Annotated in this window: 20 protein-coding genes; 11 read left to right on the top strand and 9 right to left on the bottom strand. The window is 48.9% G+C overall.

Features of this window, described 5'->3' with window-relative positions:
• The 3 genes from BFP76_RS08505 to BFP76_RS08495 form a co-directional block, all read right to left on the bottom strand.
• Complete coding sequence (locus tag BFP76_RS08505) at positions 1–360, bottom strand: hypothetical protein (RefSeq protein WP_099592772.1); 360 nt, start codon at positions 358–360, stop codon at positions 1–3.
• A complete protein-coding gene (locus BFP76_RS08500; RefSeq protein ID WP_099594017.1) occupies positions 357–932 on the bottom strand; it encodes an RNA polymerase sigma factor in 576 nt (191 codons plus the stop codon). The genes BFP76_RS08505 and BFP76_RS08500 overlap by 4 nt, the downstream gene beginning before the upstream one ends.
• 72 nt (positions 933–1,004) lie before the next feature.
• Positions 1,005–1,538: an EF-hand domain-containing protein gene (locus BFP76_RS08495; RefSeq protein ID WP_099592770.1), complete on the bottom strand. Its 534-nt coding sequence runs from the start codon at positions 1,536–1,538 to the stop codon at positions 1,005–1,007.
• A 186-nt stretch (positions 1,539–1,724) separates the two neighbouring features.
• Here BFP76_RS08495 and BFP76_RS08490 point away from each other — a divergent pair, with 186 nt between their 5' ends.
• Both BFP76_RS08490 and BFP76_RS08485 read left to right on the top strand, forming a co-directional pair.
• Positions 1,725–2,096, top strand: coding sequence for a DUF983 domain-containing protein (locus tag BFP76_RS08490; RefSeq protein WP_099592768.1), 372 nt, complete (start codon positions 1,725–1,727; stop codon positions 2,094–2,096).
• A 75-nt stretch (positions 2,097–2,171) separates the two neighbouring features.
• Positions 2,172–3,101, top strand: a complete 930-nt coding sequence (locus BFP76_RS08485) for a phosphate acyltransferase (RefSeq protein WP_099594015.1) — start codon at positions 2,172–2,174, stop codon at positions 3,099–3,101.
• Here BFP76_RS08485 and BFP76_RS08480 read toward each other — a convergent pair.
• On the bottom strand, positions 3,098–4,006 hold the full coding sequence (locus BFP76_RS08480; protein ID WP_099592766.1) for a DMT family transporter: 909 nt from the start codon (positions 4,004–4,006) through the stop codon (positions 3,098–3,100). The genes BFP76_RS08485 and BFP76_RS08480 overlap by 4 nt on opposite strands.
• A gap of 13 nt (positions 4,007–4,019) precedes the next feature.
• On the bottom strand, positions 4,020–5,063 hold the full coding sequence (locus BFP76_RS08475; RefSeq protein ID WP_099594013.1) for an aldo/keto reductase: 1,044 nt from the start codon (positions 5,061–5,063) through the stop codon (positions 4,020–4,022).
• A gap of 108 nt (positions 5,064–5,171) precedes the next feature.
• Between BFP76_RS08475 and BFP76_RS08470 the strand changes: the two genes are divergently transcribed.
• The 5 genes from BFP76_RS08470 to BFP76_RS08450 all read left to right on the top strand — a co-directional run bounded on the left by BFP76_RS08470 (position 5,172) and on the right by BFP76_RS08450 (position 9,659).
• A complete protein-coding gene (locus BFP76_RS08470; RefSeq protein ID WP_099592765.1) occupies positions 5,172–5,666 on the top strand; it encodes a GNAT family N-acetyltransferase in 495 nt (164 codons plus the stop codon).
• A 17-nt stretch (positions 5,667–5,683) separates the two neighbouring features.
• Entirely contained in the window at positions 5,684–6,370 is a 687-nt protein-coding gene (locus tag BFP76_RS08465; protein ID WP_099592763.1) for a tellurite resistance TerB family protein, read from the top strand.
• Positions 6,370–7,407, top strand: coding sequence for an endonuclease/exonuclease/phosphatase family protein (locus tag BFP76_RS08460; protein ID WP_099592761.1), 1,038 nt, complete (start codon positions 6,370–6,372; stop codon positions 7,405–7,407). The genes BFP76_RS08465 and BFP76_RS08460 overlap by 1 nt, the downstream gene beginning before the upstream one ends.
• A gap of 39 nt (positions 7,408–7,446) precedes the next feature.
• Entirely contained in the window at positions 7,447–7,758 is a 312-nt protein-coding gene (locus BFP76_RS08455; RefSeq protein WP_099592760.1) for a hypothetical protein, read from the top strand.
• Positions 7,759–7,826: 68 nt separating this feature from the next.
• Positions 7,827–9,659, top strand: a complete 1,833-nt coding sequence (locus BFP76_RS08450; RefSeq protein ID WP_099592758.1) for a M3 family oligoendopeptidase — start codon at positions 7,827–7,829, stop codon at positions 9,657–9,659.
• Here BFP76_RS08450 and BFP76_RS08445 read toward each other — a convergent pair.
• On the bottom strand, positions 9,656–10,624 hold the full coding sequence (locus BFP76_RS08445; RefSeq protein ID WP_099592757.1) for a phosphotransferase family protein: 969 nt from the start codon (positions 10,622–10,624) through the stop codon (positions 9,656–9,658). The genes BFP76_RS08450 and BFP76_RS08445 overlap by 4 nt on opposite strands.
• Positions 10,625–10,734: 110 nt before the next feature.
• On the opposite strand from BFP76_RS08445, the gene BFP76_RS08440 reads away from it, so the two are divergent.
• Positions 10,735–11,910, top strand: a complete 1,176-nt coding sequence (locus BFP76_RS08440; RefSeq protein ID WP_099592755.1) for a dipeptidase — start codon at positions 10,735–10,737, stop codon at positions 11,908–11,910.
• 24 nt (positions 11,911–11,934) lie between these two features.
• On the opposite strand, the gene rpoH is transcribed toward BFP76_RS08440, so the two are convergent.
• Positions 11,935–12,840 (bottom strand): RNA polymerase sigma factor RpoH, encoded by a 906-nt coding sequence (gene rpoH, locus BFP76_RS08435; RefSeq protein WP_099594012.1) that lies wholly within the window; start codon positions 12,838–12,840, stop codon positions 11,935–11,937.
• 150 nt (positions 12,841–12,990) lie between these two features.
• The gene (locus tag BFP76_RS08430) at positions 12,991–14,037 is read right to left on the bottom strand and encodes an RluA family pseudouridine synthase (protein ID WP_099592753.1); all 1,047 of its coding nucleotides are present in this window, start codon (positions 14,035–14,037) and stop codon (positions 12,991–12,993) included.
• Here BFP76_RS08430 and BFP76_RS08425 point away from each other — a divergent pair.
• Positions 14,036–14,341, top strand: a complete 306-nt coding sequence (locus BFP76_RS08425) for a DUF6476 family protein (RefSeq protein ID WP_099592752.1) — start codon at positions 14,036–14,038, stop codon at positions 14,339–14,341. The genes BFP76_RS08430 and BFP76_RS08425 overlap by 2 nt on opposite strands.
• 1 nt (position 14,342) lies before the next feature.
• Here the strand turns inward: BFP76_RS08425 and BFP76_RS08420 are convergent, their stop codons facing one another.
• The gene (locus tag BFP76_RS08420) at positions 14,343–14,702 is read right to left on the bottom strand and encodes an MmcQ/YjbR family DNA-binding protein (protein WP_099592751.1); all 360 of its coding nucleotides are present in this window, start codon (positions 14,700–14,702) and stop codon (positions 14,343–14,345) included.
• A 50-nt stretch (positions 14,703–14,752) separates the two neighbouring features.
• Here BFP76_RS08420 and dnaG point away from each other — a divergent pair, with 50 nt between their 5' ends.
• Together dnaG and rpoD are read left to right on the top strand one after the other, a co-directional pair.
• Positions 14,753–16,714 (top strand): DNA primase, encoded by a 1,962-nt coding sequence (dnaG, locus tag BFP76_RS08415; RefSeq protein WP_099592749.1) that lies wholly within the window; start codon positions 14,753–14,755, stop codon positions 16,712–16,714.
• 93 nt (positions 16,715–16,807) lie between these two features.
• Positions 16,808–18,781 (top strand): RNA polymerase sigma factor RpoD, encoded by a 1,974-nt coding sequence (gene rpoD / locus BFP76_RS08410; RefSeq protein WP_099592747.1) that lies wholly within the window; start codon positions 16,808–16,810, stop codon positions 18,779–18,781.
• Position 18,782: the final 1 nt, after the last annotated feature.

The following is an 18,782-nucleotide window of genomic DNA, read 5'->3' as shown; positions in this document are numbered from 1 at the left end:
TTACAATTCTGCTACGTCGAACAGGCCGCTCAGGCCAAGTTCAAATTCTTCTTCGCCGGCAACGGCATAATCTGTTCCGATCACTTCGGAAATTGAGCTGGTGTAACCAAGCCCAACACCCATACAAACACAGGTGGCCAAAGCGGCCGCGACGCGCCAACCGCCAAATGCATTGGCGATCTGTTCCCAAATATTGGGCCCATCGATTGTTGGGGCAATCGCCGATTTGGGCAATTGCGCGGTCTTGGCATCGTCCAAAATGGCATTGATCAATTCATCCCCAACAATGGGCGAAGCGGATTTTTCCGCGTCGAAAAAATCGTTCAAAAATGCATCTTTTTCATTTTGACTTGGTTTCATGTCGCTAATCCAATCTTACTTTTTTGATCTGACAAAATTTCTGCCAAACCACGTTTGCCCCTCGCTGTTAGGCTTTCAACAGCTTCGACGCTGATCCCCATGATTTCGGCAATCTCTGGGTTTGCCAATTCTTCGATATGGCGCAATGTCACCGCCAGCCGTTGCCGTTCTGGCAATTGTTGCAAGGCATTGCGCAACGCGGTCGCGCGATCACGTGCCATGATATCAGCCTCAACAGATGGGGCGTCGTCTTCGACCTCTGGCACATCATCAAGCCCTGTCCCACGGCGTTTTCGCAACCGGTCCGTACAAAGATTGGACGCCACGCGATATAACCATGTGGAAACTTTTGCCTCTCCTTGGCGCCATTTGGGTGCTATTTTCCACAATCGCAACATCGCATCTTGGGCAACGTCATCTGCTTCGGTGCGATCATTTAGCATCCGATAGGCCAACGCCAAAACACGCGAAACATGGCGCGATGCCAACAGATGCGCCGCCTGCTCATCCCCATTGGCATACAGAACCATGAGCGCGTCATCGCTTATTTCATTTGTTGCATCAAAGGCCATCATATTCCTTTTGCCTAACCCATTACCCCTTGTTGGACAAGCCAGAGAGAATTCCCTCTGGCTTGCCAAAGATTAGTCGTGTGAATGACGCTTGCCTGCTTTATTGCCTTTGCGCATCTTCTTTGCAGCGTCCATTTCAGCCTTTGAAATTTTGCCGTCTTTGTCCGTGTCCAGACGTTCAACAACCGCGCTGGCCTCTGGCCCGCTCAATTCGCTGATCACGATTTTACCATCGGTATTTTCATCCATGGCACGAAACATCCGACCCAAACGTTTTTGAGCGCGTTCTGGATCGGCTGCTTTTTCAGCACGTTCAGAATCTTTCTTTCGCGCGGCACGCTCTTCAAAACGGGCCTTCATGTGTTCACCCATTTCTTCTTGAGTAATTCCGCCGTCTTTGTTTGCATCAATTTCGTTAAAGCGAACGGTCTTATGTGCAACCAATTCCTGTTCGGTTACAAAACCATCTTTGTCTGCATCCAATGTTTCAAATGCCATGCCGTGACGTGCTGGTCCCTCTTTGGCGGATGCGATTGGTGCAAATGCCAAGCTTGCGCTTGTTGTGATAATTGCTGCAATCATTGCCGTGGTCATATAATTTTTCATTTACTGCTCCATAGGTTTACTCAGCGCCATTTCGTGCGCTTCAAGTGTAAAACGCGCAAATGCGAAACTTCCGTCGCAAGAAAAACAAAAAATTTGCGACATCCCGCCGCAAGACAGGTTGTCCCACTGCGCATGCCCCCCATTTCCCATATACAATGATCACACAAACAACGATCGAGAAAACCAATGTCAAATGAACGCCCGGTTAAGCCAGCGGTAAAACGTGGTTGGAAACGCCTGTGCCCCAATTGTGGAACAGGGAGCATTATGGATGGTTTTCTAAAGGTACGCGATGCCTGCCCTGTGTGTGGCGAAGAATTACACCACCATCGCGCCGATGATGGCCCAGCATATGTGACCATATTATTATCCGCGCATTTGTTGGGGCCAATGATGGTTTTTGTATTTGAAAGATACGAACCCGAACCATTGGTAATGAGCGTTGGATTTTCCATCTTGTTTGTTGCATTCGCGCTCTATTTCTTACCCCGCGTTAAGGGTGCATTCATTGCGCTGCAATGGGCCAAACGAATGCATGGGTTTGGCAGAACCACATAACTCGGGATTTTCTGTGGCTTTTCATCTATTGCGCGCTTTGCTAGGATTTGTGAAACATCTCAGAGAATGACATTTATGACGAACACTGCCTTTTTGAACGATGCAAAAATCACAGCACCCAAATCATTGCTGGCACAGGCCAAAAAGTGCCCAGCGCCACGTGTGGTAATTGCACAGGCGGGTGCGACCCTTCCGATGCAAGCAGCAATGGAGGCAACGCTAGCGGGGTTAATGACCCCGGTTTTCACAGGTGATGCCAATGAAATTTCTGTTCAGGCCATCGCATTGGGCTGGGACATATCGCAATTTGAAATCATTGATGCACAGGGCGAAGAAGAAAGCGCAATCGCCGCGGCACATTTGTGTGGTGAAGGCCGCGCAGATGTATTGATGAAGGGCCATTTGCACACAGATGTGTTCATGAAGGCTGCATTGAACCGTGATGCAGGTTTGCGCACGGATCAACGGCTAGTTCATATTTTCCACATGACCCAAGGCAACAGCCGCCCATTGTTGATTTCAGACGCGGCGGTGAATGTAACCCCCGATATGAAAACCCGCCAATCTGCGGTGATACAATGTGCAAAGCTGATGCAATTGTTGGGTCAAAAACGCCCAAAAATCGCGATTTTATCGGCAACAGAAACACCCATTCCATCCGTGCCATCATCCATTGATGCCAAAGATTTGTCCGACTGGGCAGCAAGCGAAATTTTAGATGCAGATGTATCTGGCCCCTTGGCAATGGATTTGATCTTGTCTCGCGATGCCGCAAAAACCAAGGGCATGGATGATCCCGTTGCGGGCAATGCCGATGCAATCATCGTTCCAGATATTGTATCAGGCAATGCGTTGTTCAAAGCATTGGTTTACACCGCTGGCGCATGTGCCGCAGGTGTTGTGATGGGCGCAAAAGTTCCGATACTATTAACCAGCCGCGCCGACCCCGCAGAGGCACGCCTTGCATCCATCGCATTGGCCGCGATTATCGCCAATGCTTCTTAGTGCCATAAAATAAGCACAAGTATCGACAAAACCACCAACGCAATCCCGATCAATTCGCGTTTGCTGTTGCGTTCTTTGAACACAAAATATGATCCGATAAAGGTGAACACCAATTCGATCTGACCCAACGCTTTGACATAGGCTGCGTTTTGCAAGGTGAATGCCATGAACCAGAACCACGACCCGATCATGCCCGTTAAACCAACCAGTGCCGTTACACGCCAGGCTGCAAATACACGGCGCAATTCCCCACGTTCGGAGATGCGCAAATACACCGCCATAATCAGGGTTTGAAACGCGGTAACACAGGCTAATGTAATTGTCGCACGTAACAAAAAATCACCATGCCCCAGCGATAGCGATGCGCCGCGATATGCGATCCCTGAAAAGCCAAACAATGCACCCGATGAAATCCCAAGTGCTGCTGATCTGTTCCAAAGCGATTGATACCATTTTTTCGCAATGACCAAATCAGGCTTGTCCGACAGAATAATCACACCAACAAGCCCAAGTATAATCGCAAAAAATCCATTGGCCGAAATGCGATCCCCCAAAACAATCAGCCCAAACACCGCCGCCAAAACGACCTCTGTCTTTTTAAAGGTGATGCCAACGGCAAAATTGCGCTGTGCAAATAATGCTACAACACACATGGTTGCAATAATTTGCGCCACACCCCCAAGGCTGGCAAACACCCAAAACCGCGAACCAAACGTGGGCAAGGTTTCGCTGCGTGTAAACAATATCAACGCGGACAATAATCCCGCCAATGGAAAGGCAAACACAAATCGCGCAAATGTCGCCCCACCCGTTGATAACCCTGTCGCGCGCAAATGTTTTTGCAACATAAACCGCAGGTTCTGCGCAAACGCAGCACCAATCGTGATGGGAATCCACAGGGCCATCAATTACGTGCCATCAATAAGGCATCGGGTGCGATTTATGAGCGGCGGCGATGTCGTTCAACACATCATCCGAAAGTGTAAGTTGTGATGATTTCAGGCTATTTTCAAGCTGATCCAAACTGGTCGCACCAAAAATGACTGATGCCATGAACGGGCGCGTTAAACACCACGCCAATGCCATTTGTGTTGGATCAATGCCATGTTTGTTCGCCACCGCTAAATACGCATCAACCGCTTCCCACACCCGATCCGACGTGCGCCCGCCTAGATTATTTACCAGCGATTTGCGTGAACCTTCGGGCACGGCACCGTTTTGATATTTCCCCGTGAGCAATCCCGTTGCCAAAGGTGAATAAGCCAACAACCCAACGTTTTCGTTGTGACATGTTTCCGCCAGATCAGTATCGAACAAACGACACAGCAAACTGTATTCATTTTGAATCGTCGCCATGCGCGGCAAACCGTTTAAATCCGCCTGTTGCACCCATTGTGTTGTGCCCCATGCACTTTCGTTTGACAAACCTACCGCGCGAATTTTGCCTGTCTGTACCAATTCATTCAGCACATTCAACACTTCGTTCATATGGTCAATGGTTTGCGATTTATTTTGGGAGCTGGGATCGTAATGCCAATTTTGCCGAAACATATACGATCCGCGATTTGGCCAGTGCAACTGATACAAATCAATATAATCAGTTTGCAAAGAACGAAGCGAATTTTCCACTGCCGTTAAAATGGTCTTGCGTGAAATTGGGGCACCATCACGCACGTTTTTATATCCCGAACCCGACACTTTGGTTGCGATCACCACGGTGTCACGCTTGCCCGATTTGGCCACCCATTCCCCAATCACACGTTCGGTGTCGCCTTGGGTGTCCTTGGTCAGTGGATTTACGGGATACATTTCCGCAGTATCAATGAAATTAACCCCATGTTCCAAGGCCATATCAATTTGCGCATGTCCCTCTGCGGTTGTGTTTTGCGTACCCCAAGTCATTGATCCAAGACAAAGTTCTGAAACTTTGATCCCGGTGCCACCTAATTCATTGTATTTCATAATCATTCCTTTGTTTGCGCGAATAACACCGTCTTATGAGAATGAAGTCAATTCATTGCAGTGTGAAAACATGCTTGCACTTCTGAAATTTGTGCCCAAACTGAATTTATGACCATTCGCCCAGCTACCAAAAATGACGCTGCAATTATCGCAGATATTTGGAACCACTATATTCGCGAAACACTCGTGACGTTTAACGCCGTGGAAAAATCCGCGAGCGATATTGAATTGATGCTGGCGCAAAAAGCAGATGAAAATCACGCTACTTTTTGTGCTGAATGTGATGGGCGCGTGATTGGGTTTGCCACATATGGCACGTTTCGAAACGGAATTGGTTATGCGCATAGCAAGGAACACACCATTATGCTCGCCCCTGATGCGCCCAAAGGGGGCTTTGGCAGCAAACTGATGCAGGTTTTGGAAAACCACTGTTGCGAAAATGGTGTGCATTGTTTGATGGCAGGTGTCAGCGCACAAAACACCGCCGCAATCGCATTTCATAAAAAAATCGGTTTTTCAACTGTCGCCACCTTGCGCGAAGTGGGCTATAAATTTTCCAAATGGCATGATTTGGTTTTAATGCAGAAATTTTTGTCTAAATGAATAACGAGGAATAATAGATGTCTATTTGGCTTCGCATATCGGATGCAATCGGCGCATTGAGCAAGGGCGAAAGCCTATCTACCGTATTGGAAAAATTGCGTTCACAACCGGAGCGATCCGTGGCGTTTACCATCGCTGTGATCGGGCTTGGAGCAAAAATGGCCAAGGCAGACGGTCTGGTAACCAAAGACGAAGTCGCCGCATTTCGCCAAGTGTTCCATATCGCCAAACGCGACGAAGCACAGGCCGCCAAAGTATTTAATTTGGCCCGTACCGATGTTGCCGGTTACGAGGTATACGCCCAAACGATTTATAAAATGTTCAGCCAAGATACATCCGTATTGGAAAACTTGGTCGAAGGATTGTTTCACATTGCAATGGCAGATGGGCATTACCACCCTGCCGAAGACGATTTCGTGCACACCGTTGCACGCAAATTCAACATTGATGAACGTAGCTTTCGTGGTTTGCGCACGCGCTTTGTTCCCGATGCCGAACCCGATGCATATGATGTGCTTGGCGTGGATGTGGATACACCAATCGACGAAGTCCGCGCAAAATGGCGCAAAATCATTCGCGAAACGCACCCAGATCAATTGATGGCGCAAGGTTTGCCAGAAGAGGCCATCAGCATGGCAACCAAACGCATGATTGCCGCCAACAAAGCATGGGAAGAAATCTACGAAGCACATGAGCCAGCATAATGCGACTGGCCACATATAATGTTGAATGGTTCGCCAGCTTGTTCGATCAAAATAATGAATTGATCAACGACGACAGCTGGTCTGGGCGATATGATGTGACAAAACGTCAACAAATCAATGCCTTGGGGCGTGTATTTCGCGCAATAAATGCCGATGCAATCATGATCATAGAGGCGCCCAATTCAGGCTCTGTTCAATCCACAAAGGACGCGTTGGAAAATTTCGCAAACCATTTTAATTTGCGTCAAAATCAGGCATTGGTCGGGTTTGAAAATGACACACAGCAAGAAATTGCGCTGTTGTATGACCCCAAAAAAATGCAGGTTTCACACGATCCAAAAGGGTTCGAAAGCACCGAATTGGGGGCGCGCAATGCGCCACGATTTGACTCTGTGTTCAAGGTTGATCTTGATACCGATGGTCAACCCGATCTGGTGACATTTTCCAAACCCCCGCTAGAGGTTGCGATGCGTGCTGCCACAGGCGAAACATTTCGCCTGATCGGAGTACATGCAAAATCAAAAGCACCACATGGCGCCAAAAACAAAGAAGAGGAAATTTCGATTTCCATCGCCAATCGGCGCAAACAATTGGCGCAATGCATTTGGATACGCCAACGTGTCGACACCCATTTGTCCGATGGCGAAAATGTGATTGTCATGGGTGATTTTAATGATGGTCCAGGGCTGGATGTATACGAAGAATTATTTGGCCAATCCGGCGTTGAAATCGTGCTGGGCAATAATGCGGACAAGGCGATGAACCTGTATGATCCAAATGCTGCGGCGGCGTTTACCGCGCGAATTGGTGCCATGCCCACCACATCACGATTTTATAACCATCGCACAAAAACATATTTGAATGCGCTGCTAGATTACATCATGGTATCAAACACGATCACGCAAACTCTGGCCCCGCATTGGAAAATCTGGCACCCGTTTGATCATCCAAAATGTTTTAACAAACCAAAACTGCGCAAAGCATTGTTGCTGGCATCCGATCACTTCCCTGTGACGATTGATTTGGCGATGCCCTAGGGGCTGGAAATTCGATCTGGTTTCACCCATATTCATATAATGAAAACAAGAATTGCGATATTATGCGCGATTGCGCTTCAATCATTTCCCGCCACAGCAGAGGAAAAGCCCGCTGATCGGTTGATGGAATTGCTTGAACTATTTTCAAAAGAGGCCCCCGCAATACTCGAAGATATGATCGAAGAATTTGCACCAACAATGGAAGCATTGCGCGATCAAATCGGGGATTTGAATTATTATGAAACGCCAGAGGTTCTGCCAAATGGCGATATCATCATTCGGCGCAAACCCGATGCGCCCGAACCCAAGCTGATCAAACCCACACCCGAAAAAGAGCAAATCGAATTATAACGCTTTGCCCTTTGACCATCCCTTTCGTTCAATCTAGGTTTTCGCAAACCAAACAATAGGATTCTGCCATGTTTCACCCAATGCCCCGCCCCGAAATGACATTTGATGCGCGTGATGCGCAAAATGCGGATGGATTCGGCGATTTGCCAGAATGGGATTTGTCGGATCTGTATCCCAATACGGATGGCACCGAAATCACGCGTGATATGAAATGGCTGGAAACCGAATGCAGCGCGTTTGCCAATGATTACGAGGGTAAACTGGCATCATTGGATTCCGCTGGCATGTTGAAATGCATTCAGCGTTATGAACAAATCCAAGCGATTAGCGGGCGTATCATGTCATTCGCGGGTCTGCGGTATTATCAAAACACCACCGATACGGAACGCGCAAAATTCATGTCTGACATGCAGGGTAAAATCACCGATTTTTCCACGCCGCTTGTGTTTTTCTCGCTTGAATTAAACCGTATTGATGATGATGCGCTCAATGCATTGTTGGCGGCAAATGACGATTTGGCACGCTACACCCCAATCATCGAAAAAACCCGTGCAATGAAACCCTATCAGTTGTCTGACGAATTGGAAAAATTCCTGCACGACCAATCGGTTGTGGGGGCAACCGCGTGGAACCGTTTGTTTGATGAAACCATGGCCAGCCTGACATTCATTGTTGGAAGCGATGAATTGAATTTGGAAGCAACGTTGAATTTGCTGTCTGATCCAGATCGTGAAAAACGCGAGGCAGCAACCCATGCTTTGTCCGCCGTGTTTGCCGATAATATCAATCTGTTCGCACGCATCACCAACACGCTCGCCAAAGAAAAAGAAATCGAAGATCGTTGGCGCGGTTTGCCCACACCCCAAGCGGGGCGTCATCTGGCAAACCATGTGGAACCAGAGGTAGTGGAGGCATTGCGCGATGCGGTGGTTGCGGCCTATCCCAAACTGTCGCACCGGTACTACGCGCTCAAGGCAAAATGGCTTGGCCTTGAAACCATGCAAACATGGGATCGCAACGCGCCCCTACCCCGCGAAGACAACACCGTGGTGCAATGGGATGATGCGAAAAAAATGGTGATGGATGCCTATGGTGCGTTTTCACCAAAAATGGCAGAGATCGCAGAACCGTTTTTCACCAAAGGCTGGATTGACGCAGGTGTAAAACCAGGCAAAGCACCAGGCGCATTCGCACATCCAACGGTTACGGATGTGCATCCTTATGTGATGTTGAACTATCTGGGCAAACAGCGCGATGTAATGACATTGGCGCATGAATTGGGGCACGGTGTGCATCAGGTGCTGGCCGCAGAGCAAGGCGAATTGCTGTCTTCCACTCCTCTCACATTGGCCGAAACCGCCAGTGTGTTTGGTGAAATGCTAACATTTCGAAAATTGTTGGATAACGCGCCAGATCAGGCTGCGCGTAAAATTCTGTTGGCGGGTAAAGTTGAGGATATGATCAACACCGTCGTACGCCAAATCGCGTTTTACGATTTCGAATGTAAATTACACGCCGCGCGTGCCGATGGTGAACTGACCCCAGATCAAATCAATGAAATCTGGATGTCTGTTCAGGGCGAAAGCCTTGGCCCTGTGTTTGAATTTGGCGACGGTTACGAAACATTCTGGGCCTATATCCCCCATTTCATCCATTCCCCATTTTACGTTTACGCCTATGCGTTTGGGGATGGTTTGGTAAACGCGCTTTATGCCGTGTACGAAGAAGGTGGCGCAGATTTCCAAGACAAATATTTCGAAATGCTGTCCGCTGGTGGTTCCAAACATCACAAAGAATTGCTAGCACCCTTTGGGCTTGATGCGTCCGATCCAAAATTCTGGGACAAAGGTTTATCCCTGATTTCCAGCATGATCGATGAATTGGAAGCGATGGAAGATTAATCGCCAAAGGCATGTTTCACACGCGCACCAACCAAGGCAAATGATTTGCGTTTCTTGGTGGTGGCGTAGTCTTGATCGCTATAACCAATCCATGTGCGCAGCAAATTTGCGCGCATGGAAAATGCCATAACCTCGGTCAATGATCCCGCTGGCGCATAGGCGTTGAAAAATGCATCCTGATGTGATTTCACCAAGCCAAGATCGGACAGCGCACCGCCAAGTGGCGGCGTTTTACAATCAGACGCAATCATCAATCCTGTCACATCGATCACATTCATCATATGCCCCGCGCCTGCAAAATCGATACCCCAAATGGCGTTCGCTCCAATCATCACATTGCGTGCGTGTAAATCACCATGCGATGACACTTTGATCACATCGCGCCCACGCACATGTTTCATTTGTTTGCGCAACTGATTGATATATCCGTCGACATCATGATCGCGCCACAGGTCCATTTTTTTGGCTTCTTCCCAACGCTCGGTCAATTTTGACATATAAAACTTGGGCCAAAACGGGCGCGTTTCAACATACGTTGACAAATGTAGTGCTGCTGTAAATTCACCCAGCTTTGCAAACAGGTCATCACGTTGGGCAACGGTTTTTGCACGATGCAACAGATCAAAAACTGTTTCGCCTTCGATAAATTCAGACACAAAATACCGCGGTTCATCACAATATGCTATGGGCTCGGGAACGCGACATCTGCCTTGATTTCCCAAATCACCAAACACTTTTTGCAGGTTTCGAAATTCTTCGCCAAGACCATGTTTTTCACGTGCCGTAAAACACAGCTTTAGCACCAATTTTCGCGCGTTACTTTGCATCAAAAACACATGATGATCGTGCACCGCGTTGGTTTTACCCATCAACCGTGTCAACGTAAATTTTTCCGTGCAAAAATGGGTTTGCTGGAAATGTTCAACGCAAATTTTGGCGCGATCAAGGGCTCGTTTAATTGACATAAAGAAACATTAACCGATGGAAAACTTTGAACAAGACGAAACAACGCCACGTTAGGGCTATTCAGGTGCAATTCTTTCTGTTTGCATAGCACCAAACAGGAGGATCTATCATGCGTTTTATAAAGTTTTTGGCCATTGTCGTGCCCGTTTTGGCAATTTTGGGCATTGCCGCCTTTCTGATTTTTGCACCTGCCATTGTGGAAAAAGGGCAAAATACAATGTTAACCCATGATCCCTATCCCGTTTCCGCTGATGCTGCGGCATTGCATGAAACGCTCACAATTGGGGATTGGCACGCAGATAGCTTGTTGTGGAAACGCAATCTTTTGAAACGCGCGGATCGTGGGCATGTGGATATTCCCCGCCTCCAAGAAGGCAATGTTGCCATTCAAATGTTCACAGTCGTCACCAAAAGCCCGAAAAACCAGAATTATGAACATAATTCGGCTGATGCAGGTGATAATATCACCCTGCTTGCAATGGGACAGATGTGGCCCGTGCGCACCTGGAATAGCCTGTTTGAACGCGCTGTTTATCAGGCGCAAAAGCTTCATAAATTTGCAGAAAAATCGCCCCAAGATTTGCATATCATCCGTAATCAACGAGATCTGGAATTTGTCTTGGAACAACGCGCTGCGGGGAAAAGCATTGTTGGTGGATTGCTCGGCATCGAAGGATCACACCCACTGGAAGGTGACATCGAAAATTTGGATCGTCTGATTGATGCGGGGTATCGCATGTTCGGGTTGCAACATTTCTTTGATAATGAGCTTGGCGGTTCATTGCACGGCGTTGGCAATCATGGGTTAACCGATCTTGGGCGCGCGGTTGTGCGCCGCCTTAACGATGAAAACTTGATCCTCGATTTGGCGCATTCCAGCCCCAAAGTGGCCAAAGACGTTTTGGAAATCGTGGATACACCCATCGTTGTCAGCCACACGGGCATATACAATCATTGTCCTGCGAAACGCAACTATCCCAACTATTTGATGAAAGAGATTGCCCAAAAAGGTGGCGTGATCGCAATCGGGTATTGGGCCGATGTTACCTGTGATGCCACACCCAAAGGTGTTGCCGCCACAATAAACGCTGCAATTAAATTGCTGGGCGAAGATCACGTTTCATTGGGATCGGATTATGATGGCTCTGTGCGGGTGGGTTATGACACATCCGAATTGGCCGCATTAACCCATGAATTAATCGCCCTTGGATTAACCGAGGTGCAAATTCGCAAAGTCATGGGTGAAAATATGATCCGCGTGTTGCGCGACCGCCTGCCAGAATAACCGACAGGCAAAAATCTTGCAGGATTATTTCCCGCGCGGGCGTGGCGCCATCATGCCTTGTTCAACCGCCAGTTTGCGCATTTCATGTTGTAACTTTTGAAATGCGCGCACTTCGATTTGGCGAATGCGTTCACGGCTGACACTGTATTGCTCTGACAATTCCTCCAATGTTGTGGCGCGATCTTGTAAACGGCGCTGCATCAGAATGTCTTTTTCGCGATCATTCAACACGCTCATGGCCTCTGCCATCAATTTACGGCGCGTTTGTAATTCGTCTTGCATTTCGTAATCGCCTGCTTGGTCTGCGGTTTCATCCTCTAACCAATCTTGCCATTCGGCGGCACCTTCTTCGCTATCGCCGATTTGTGCGTTCAGGCTCGCATCCCCACCCGACATACGGCGGTTCATGGCGATCACTTCGTCCTCGGTAACATTCAATTCGGTTGCGATGCGTTTCACATTTTCAGGGCGCATATCGCCATCTTCGAGCGCGCCAATTTTATTCTTGGCTTTGCGAAGGTTGAAAAACAGCTTTTTCTGTGCCGATGTCGTGCCGATTTTTACCAATGACCAGCTGCGCAGGATATATTCCTGAATGCTGGCACGGATCCACCACATGGCATATGTTGCCAATCGAAAACCCTTTTCAGGATCAAACCGTTTCACGGCCTGCATCAGACCAACATTTGCCTCTGAAATCACCTCGGCGGTGGGCAAGCCATAACCACGATAACCCATGGCAATTTTTGCAGCCAAACGCAGATGCGACGTCACCAATTGATGTGCGGCGTCCGTATCTTCGTTTTCAACCCAAGATTTTGCCAACATATATTCCTGTTCCTGTTCCAACATGGGAAAGGTACGGATTTCTTGCATATAGCGGTTCAACCCTTGTTCGGGTGAAGGTGCTGGTAAATTTTGGTAGCTCATATTTGCCCCCTCGGCTTGCATAGTTAGGTCTGCATCGTTGACCTATGTACGCGACTCGTTAATTTCAAGTATCTGTATGCGATACGCAGCGTTATTTCATGTAAATTCTACAATATCACAGTAAATATTTTCAACATTCCTAATAATCAATTAGCTCAGCAAAATTTCGCGTATCCGCTGCATATCTGCGGGCATTTCCGCAGCAAATTCCATGTATTCTTGCGTTTCGGGATGAATAAACCCAAGGCTTCTGGCATGCAAACATTGGCGCGGGAAACTGTCTATAAAGACAGCATCTTGAGGCGAATAACCGCTTGTTGCCAGCTTGCGCCGCCGTCCATAAATCGGATCACCCACCAACCCATGGCCAATATGGCTCATGTGAACCCGAATTTGATGGGTGCGCCCGGTTTCCAGACGACATTCCAACAGTGATGCATTGGGGCGATCTGGATCACCAAATCGTTCCAACACCGTCAATCGGGTAATGGCATGTCGTCCGCTATGCGCGGTGACGGCCATGCGTTTGCGATCGGTTTTGTGACGTGCGATATTGGTTGCAATGCGCACCACCCCGCCATCTTCGAAGCCCACCCCTGAAATCCCAGCCAAGCGTGGATCTGATTTACTGGGAACGCCAATTGCAATCGCTTGATAGCGTCGATCAATCGAATGATCCGCAAATTGCGCTGCCAACCCGTTCAGCGCCGCATCGGTTTTGGCCACCACCAAAATACCCGATGTGCCTTTGTCGATGCGATGCACGATGCCAGGGCGTTTTTCGCCGCCAACACCTTGTAAATTATCGCCACAATGATGCAGCAATGCATTCACAAGCGTGCCATTGGGCGATCCGGGTGCGGGATGCACAACCATATCCGCCGCCTTGTTCACCACGATCAGGTGATCGTCCTCATACACAATATCCAACGGAATATTTTCGGGCTGTGCGGCTTCGTAATTTTCGGGTGCTGGCAATTGAACTTGAAATTCTTGCAATGCACTGGCTTTGTATTTCAGCACATCAATCACATTGCCGTCGCCATCGCGCACCCCACCCGTTTCAATCAATTTGCCCAAACGCGAGCGCGATAACGCAACACCCTCTGGCACAACCTCGGCCAAGGCTTTATCAAGACGTGGCGGCGGTGTTTCTGTTACCGTCAAAACGAGAATGTCATCCGAAAGGTCAACCATGAGCGATACGTCCCAAGAAGAAATGCCAGAACCAGCCAACCTGCGCTTTCTGCGTCGCTTGATTACAATCCTGCTGATCACAATGATCGTGGGCTTTGTAGCGTTGATTTTATTGTTTGTCATGCGCTTCTCGCAAGAACCTGCACCAATTGCGCTACCTTCTGAAATCACGCTGCCCGATGGTGCAAAGCCTGCGGCATTTACTCAGGGGCGCGATTGGTATGCGATCGTCACCGATGATGATCGGATATTGGTGTTTGATCGTGCCAATGGTGCGCTGCGCCATGACATAGATGTGAAATGACCTAGGTCACGACAATGCCCAGTTCAGCGCGTTTCGCCCGTGTCAGTTTTCGCGCGATGATATCATAGGCTGCATCAATATGGGCGCGAACTTCATCATCCGACAATGCGTCGGGCGCGGCCAATTGCACCCATTTTGCGCGTGCCAAATATGGTGCGGGAATGATATCGTGCATATCGGTTAACACCTGATACGCCAAATCGGAACATTTGAAACTGATATTGCCCGCGCCTTCGCCCCAATTGGAACAAATCGCAAAAATCTTGCCACCGATTTTCCACACAGACGCATCGCCCCATTGGATCACGTTTTCGCTGGCATGAAGGCTTGCGCAATATTGATCAAAAGTTTTTCTATCCATAACACTGCTATACACTTGCATCGGACGTTCACAAAACAGATATTCACCACATGAGTTTACCACCCGGTTTTGTCGAAGAATTACGCAATCGCTTGTCGTTGTCCGATGTTGTCGGGCGCAAGGTGATGTGGGAATCGAAAAAAACCAATGCAGCCAAAGGTGATTATTGGGCACCCTGCCCATTTCACACCGAAAAAACCGCGAGCTTTCATGTCGATGACCGCAAGGGATTTTATTATTGCTTTGGCTGTCACCAAAAAGGTGATGCGATTACATTCGTGCGCGAAACTGAAAATGTCGGATTTATCGAAGCGATTGAAATTCTGGCACGCGAGGCTGGCATGCCCATGCCTGCACGTGATCCAAAGGCACAAGAAAAATATGACCGGAACAAGGTTCTTGCGGGCGTTATGGAACAGGCGGTGCAATATTTTCGTCTGCAATTAAATACGGGCGCTGGCGCTGCTGCGCGTGATTACATCAATGGGCGCGGTTTAAGCGGTGAAATCCAAACACGATTTGAAATGGGATACGCCCCAAATGATCGCGCTGCGCTGACCAAACACCTGTTGGATAAAGGTGCCAAGATTGATGAAATCGTGGAATGTGGCATGGCGATCAAACCCGATGATGGCGGCCATCCATATGACCGTTTTCGCGGGCGCATCATGTTCCCCATTCGCAATGCCCAAGGGGCATGTACTGCATTCGGTGGACGGGCGATGGACCCAAATGCGCGGGCAAAATATCTCAATTCCAACGAAACTCCGCTGTTTGATAAGGGCAAGTCATTATACAACCACGCCCCCGCACGCGAGGCCGCAGGCAAGGCCGATTGCCTGATCGTTGCCGAGGGTTACATGGATGTGATCGCCTTGGCGCAATTTGGGTTTAACCACGCGGTTGCCCCCCTTGGTACCGCAATCACTGCGGATCAGCTCGCCTTGATGTGGCGCATCCATCCCGAACCCATCATCGCCCTTGATGGTGACAAGGCGGGAATGAATGCAGCAATGCGATTAATTGATCTTGCCCTGCCATTGCTTGAGGCTGGAAAATCGTTACGTTTCTGTATCTTACCAGAAGGACTTGATCCTGACGATCTGTTGAAAGCATCTGGCGCAGAAGCGATGCAAGATGTGTTAGATGGTGCAAAACCCATGGTCGATCTGTTGTGGCAACGCGAAACAGAAGGCAAGGTTTTTGATAGCCCAGAGCGACGCGCCGCATTAGATGCAAGCCTGCGCAATGCGATCAAAACCATTCAGGATCGATCCATTCGCAATCATTATGGCGCTGCGATCAAAGATTTGCGTGCAACATTATTTGCGCCAAAAAATGCGGGAACCAATCGCCCGTGGCAACCCAATTGGAAACCGGGAACAGCACGAAAACCATTCAATGCCCCTGCCCTTGCTGGTACGAAATCCACACTGCTCGCGCAGGCGGATCAGGGCATGGCGCGTTTGCGTGAATCTGTGATCCTTGCCGCGGCTATGCGCAATCCATTCGCCGCACAAAAATTTGAAACCGCATTGGAACGCTGTCCAATTTCCACACCCGATTTGCACGAAATTCAAAACGCCCTCTTGGCAAAGCTTCATATCGAACTATCTAATGATAATGCCTCTGATACGCTTATTTCAGCGATGTCAGAACAGCTTGGCTATAACCCCATTGAACGGTTGTTCACGCTCAAACCTGTACGCGAACATCCATATTTAAAGGCAAACACAAATCCAGATTTCAGCGAACGCACTCTTAAAGAAGAATTAGATAAACATGCCGCATTAATCGGCTCTGCCCACGAAATCAAAGAAGCAGAACAAGATTTACAAGGTCTCGCCGACGAAGGCATCACATGGCGCATTCAACAATCCACCCAAGCACGCGAAAAAGCGATCCGCGCAGAGGACGAAGACCAAGGTTCAAGCAATGAAAACACGCAAGAATTGAAAAATCAACTTCAAAAAATGCTCGATGACGAGATTTGGGTAAAGAAAAAACGCTAATAGCATTGCGAATCAGTCACCTGTCGTGTTGATTCGCCTCACATTAAGTGATTCGCATGATTCGCGATCACCGCACCGCTTAAGGAGCATCACATGGCCGCAAAAGATACCAACGATCAAAACAAGGGCGACGCAAAAGAGGGTATGGGCGATATGTCCCAAGCCGCCGTCAAAAAGATGATCGCCGTTGCGCGCGAGCGTGGCTATATCACTTATGACGAATTGAACGAGGTTCTGCCCCCTGATCAGGTGTCATCCGAACAAATCGAAGACGTGATGTCTATGCTCTCTGAAATGGGCATTAACATTATCGAAGACGACGAAGTTGATGATGACGAAGCGGTCAAAGACGTCACAATCGTTGATGACGGTAAAAAAGACATCGCATTGGCCGAAACGGGCAAGGCGACGCTGGATCGCACCGATGATCCTGTGCGCATGTATCTGCGTGAAATGGGCAGCGTGGAATTGTTGTCTCGTGAAGGCGAAATCGCGATTGCGAAACGTATCGAAGCGGGTCGTAAAACCATGATCGAAGGCCTGTGCGAAAGCCCCCTTACATTCCAAGCGATCACCATTTGGCGTGACGAGCTTTTGGAAGAGGAAATCTTGCTGCGCGATGTGATCGATCTGGAAACCACATTCGGTGACACGCTTGACGAAGGCGACGAAGAAGAGGTCACCGCAACCCCAACCGCTGGCGCTGATGGCAATGCCGAAAAAGCGCAAGAGCTGGACGCAGACGGCGACCCGATTACCAATGATGATGACGACGACGAAGAGGACGAACAAGCAAACCTGTCCCTCGCCGCAATGGAAGCAGCATTGAAACCAGAAGTGTTGATCACGCTGGAAAAAATCGCGAAAAACTACGCAAAACTGTCCGATATGCAGGACGTGCGGATTTCGGCAACCCTGAACGAAAGCGAAAAGTTTTCCGACAAGTCCGAGCAATCCTATCAAAAACTGCGCAAAACGCTTGTGGAACAGGTGAATTCGCTTCACCTTCATAACAACCGTATCGAAGCCTTGATCGATCAGCTTTACGGCATCAACCGCAAAATTATGTCTGTGGACAGCGGCATGGTGAAACTGGCCGACCAAAGCCGCATCAACCGTCGTGAATTCATCGACGCCTATCGCGGCGAAGAGCTTGATCCAAATTGGCTTGATAAAATCGCCGAAAAAGACGGACGCGGCTGGCAGCTATTCATCGAAAAACACCGCGACAAGGCCGAAGAGCTTCGCGCTGAAATGGCACAAGTGGGGCAATATGTGGGTGTGGATATTCCCGAATACCGCCGCATCGTGAACCAAGTGCAAAAGGGTGAAAAAGAAGCCCGCATCGCCAAAAAAGAAATGGTCGAGGCAAACCTGCGTCTGGTGATTTCGATTGCGAAAAAATACACCAACCGTGGCCTGCAATTCCTTGATTTGATCCAAGAGGGTAACATCGGCCTGATGAAGGCGGTGGATAAATTTGAATACCGTCGCGGTTACAAATTTTCAACCTATGCCACATGGTGGATCCGCCAGGCGATCACACGTTCCATTGCCGATCAGGCCCGCACGATCCGTATTCCGGTGCATATGATCGAAACGATCAACAAATTGGTGCGCACAGGGCGCCAGATGTTGCACGAAATTGGTCGCGAACCCACACCAGAGGAATTGGCAGCCAAGCTGCAAATGCCACTGGAAAAGGTGCGCAAAGTGATGAAAATCGCCAAGGAACCAATTTCGCTGGAAACACCCATTGGTGACGAAGAAGATTCACAACTGGGCGATTTCATCGAGGATAAAAACGCGATCCTACCACTGGATAGCGCGATCCAAGGCAACCTCAAGGAAACCACCACACGCGTGCTGGCATCCCTGACCCCACGCGAAGAACGCGTGCTGCGCATGCGCTTTGGCATCGGCATGAACACCGATCATACGCTCGAAGAAGTCGGTCAACAGTTCAGCGTGACCCGCGAACGTATCCGCCAGATTGAGGCGAAAGCACTGCGGAAACTGAAACATCCGTCGCGGTCACGCAAGCTGCGGAGTTTCTTGGATCAGTAAG

Source organism: Paramylibacter kogurei (assembly GCF_002742285.1).
In the GTDB taxonomy this organism is placed as follows: domain Bacteria; phylum Pseudomonadota; class Alphaproteobacteria; order Rhodobacterales; family Rhodobacteraceae; genus Amylibacter; species Amylibacter kogurei.
The sequence above is the reverse complement of the archived record's forward strand: the minus strand, read 5'-3'. Positions and strand labels throughout refer to the sequence as shown.

Coding starts and splice junctions, on each gene's coding strand:
- BFP76_RS08505 (WP_099592772.1), bottom strand. CDS start 360: ATGAAACCAAGTCAAAATGAAAAAGATGCATTTTTGAACGATTTTTTC.
- BFP76_RS08500 (WP_099594017.1), bottom strand. CDS start 932: ATGGCCTTTGATGCAACAAATGAAATAAGCGATGACGCGCTCATGGTT.
- BFP76_RS08495 (WP_099592770.1), bottom strand. CDS start 1,538: ATGAAAAATTATATGACCACGGCAATGATTGCAGCAATTATCACAACA.
- BFP76_RS08490 (WP_099592768.1), top strand. CDS start 1,725: ATGTCAAATGAACGCCCGGTTAAGCCAGCGGTAAAACGTGGTTGGAAA.
- BFP76_RS08485 (WP_099594015.1), top strand. CDS start 2,172: ATGACGAACACTGCCTTTTTGAACGATGCAAAAATCACAGCACCCAAA.
- BFP76_RS08480 (WP_099592766.1), bottom strand. CDS start 4,006: ATGGCCCTGTGGATTCCCATCACGATTGGTGCTGCGTTTGCGCAGAAC.
- BFP76_RS08475 (WP_099594013.1), bottom strand. CDS start 5,063: ATGAAATACAATGAATTAGGTGGCACCGGGATCAAAGTTTCAGAACTT.
- BFP76_RS08470 (WP_099592765.1), top strand. CDS start 5,172: ATGACCATTCGCCCAGCTACCAAAAATGACGCTGCAATTATCGCAGAT.
- BFP76_RS08465 (WP_099592763.1), top strand. CDS start 5,684: ATGTCTATTTGGCTTCGCATATCGGATGCAATCGGCGCATTGAGCAAG.
- BFP76_RS08460 (WP_099592761.1), top strand. CDS start 6,370: ATGCGACTGGCCACATATAATGTTGAATGGTTCGCCAGCTTGTTCGAT.
- BFP76_RS08455 (WP_099592760.1), top strand. CDS start 7,447: ATGAAAACAAGAATTGCGATATTATGCGCGATTGCGCTTCAATCATTT.
- BFP76_RS08450 (WP_099592758.1), top strand. CDS start 7,827: ATGTTTCACCCAATGCCCCGCCCCGAAATGACATTTGATGCGCGTGAT.
- BFP76_RS08445 (WP_099592757.1), bottom strand. CDS start 10,624: ATGTCAATTAAACGAGCCCTTGATCGCGCCAAAATTTGCGTTGAACAT.
- BFP76_RS08440 (WP_099592755.1), top strand. CDS start 10,735: ATGCGTTTTATAAAGTTTTTGGCCATTGTCGTGCCCGTTTTGGCAATT.
- rpoH (WP_099594012.1), bottom strand. CDS start 12,840: ATGAGCTACCAAAATTTACCAGCACCTTCACCCGAACAAGGGTTGAAC.
- BFP76_RS08425 (WP_099592752.1), top strand. CDS start 14,036: ATGAGCGATACGTCCCAAGAAGAAATGCCAGAACCAGCCAACCTGCGC.
- BFP76_RS08430 (WP_099592753.1), bottom strand. CDS start 14,037: ATGGTTGACCTTTCGGATGACATTCTCGTTTTGACGGTAACAGAAACA.
- BFP76_RS08420 (WP_099592751.1), bottom strand. CDS start 14,702: ATGGATAGAAAAACTTTTGATCAATATTGCGCAAGCCTTCATGCCAGC.
- dnaG (WP_099592749.1), top strand. CDS start 14,753: ATGAGTTTACCACCCGGTTTTGTCGAAGAATTACGCAATCGCTTGTCG.
- rpoD (WP_099592747.1), top strand. CDS start 16,808: ATGGCCGCAAAAGATACCAACGATCAAAACAAGGGCGACGCAAAAGAG.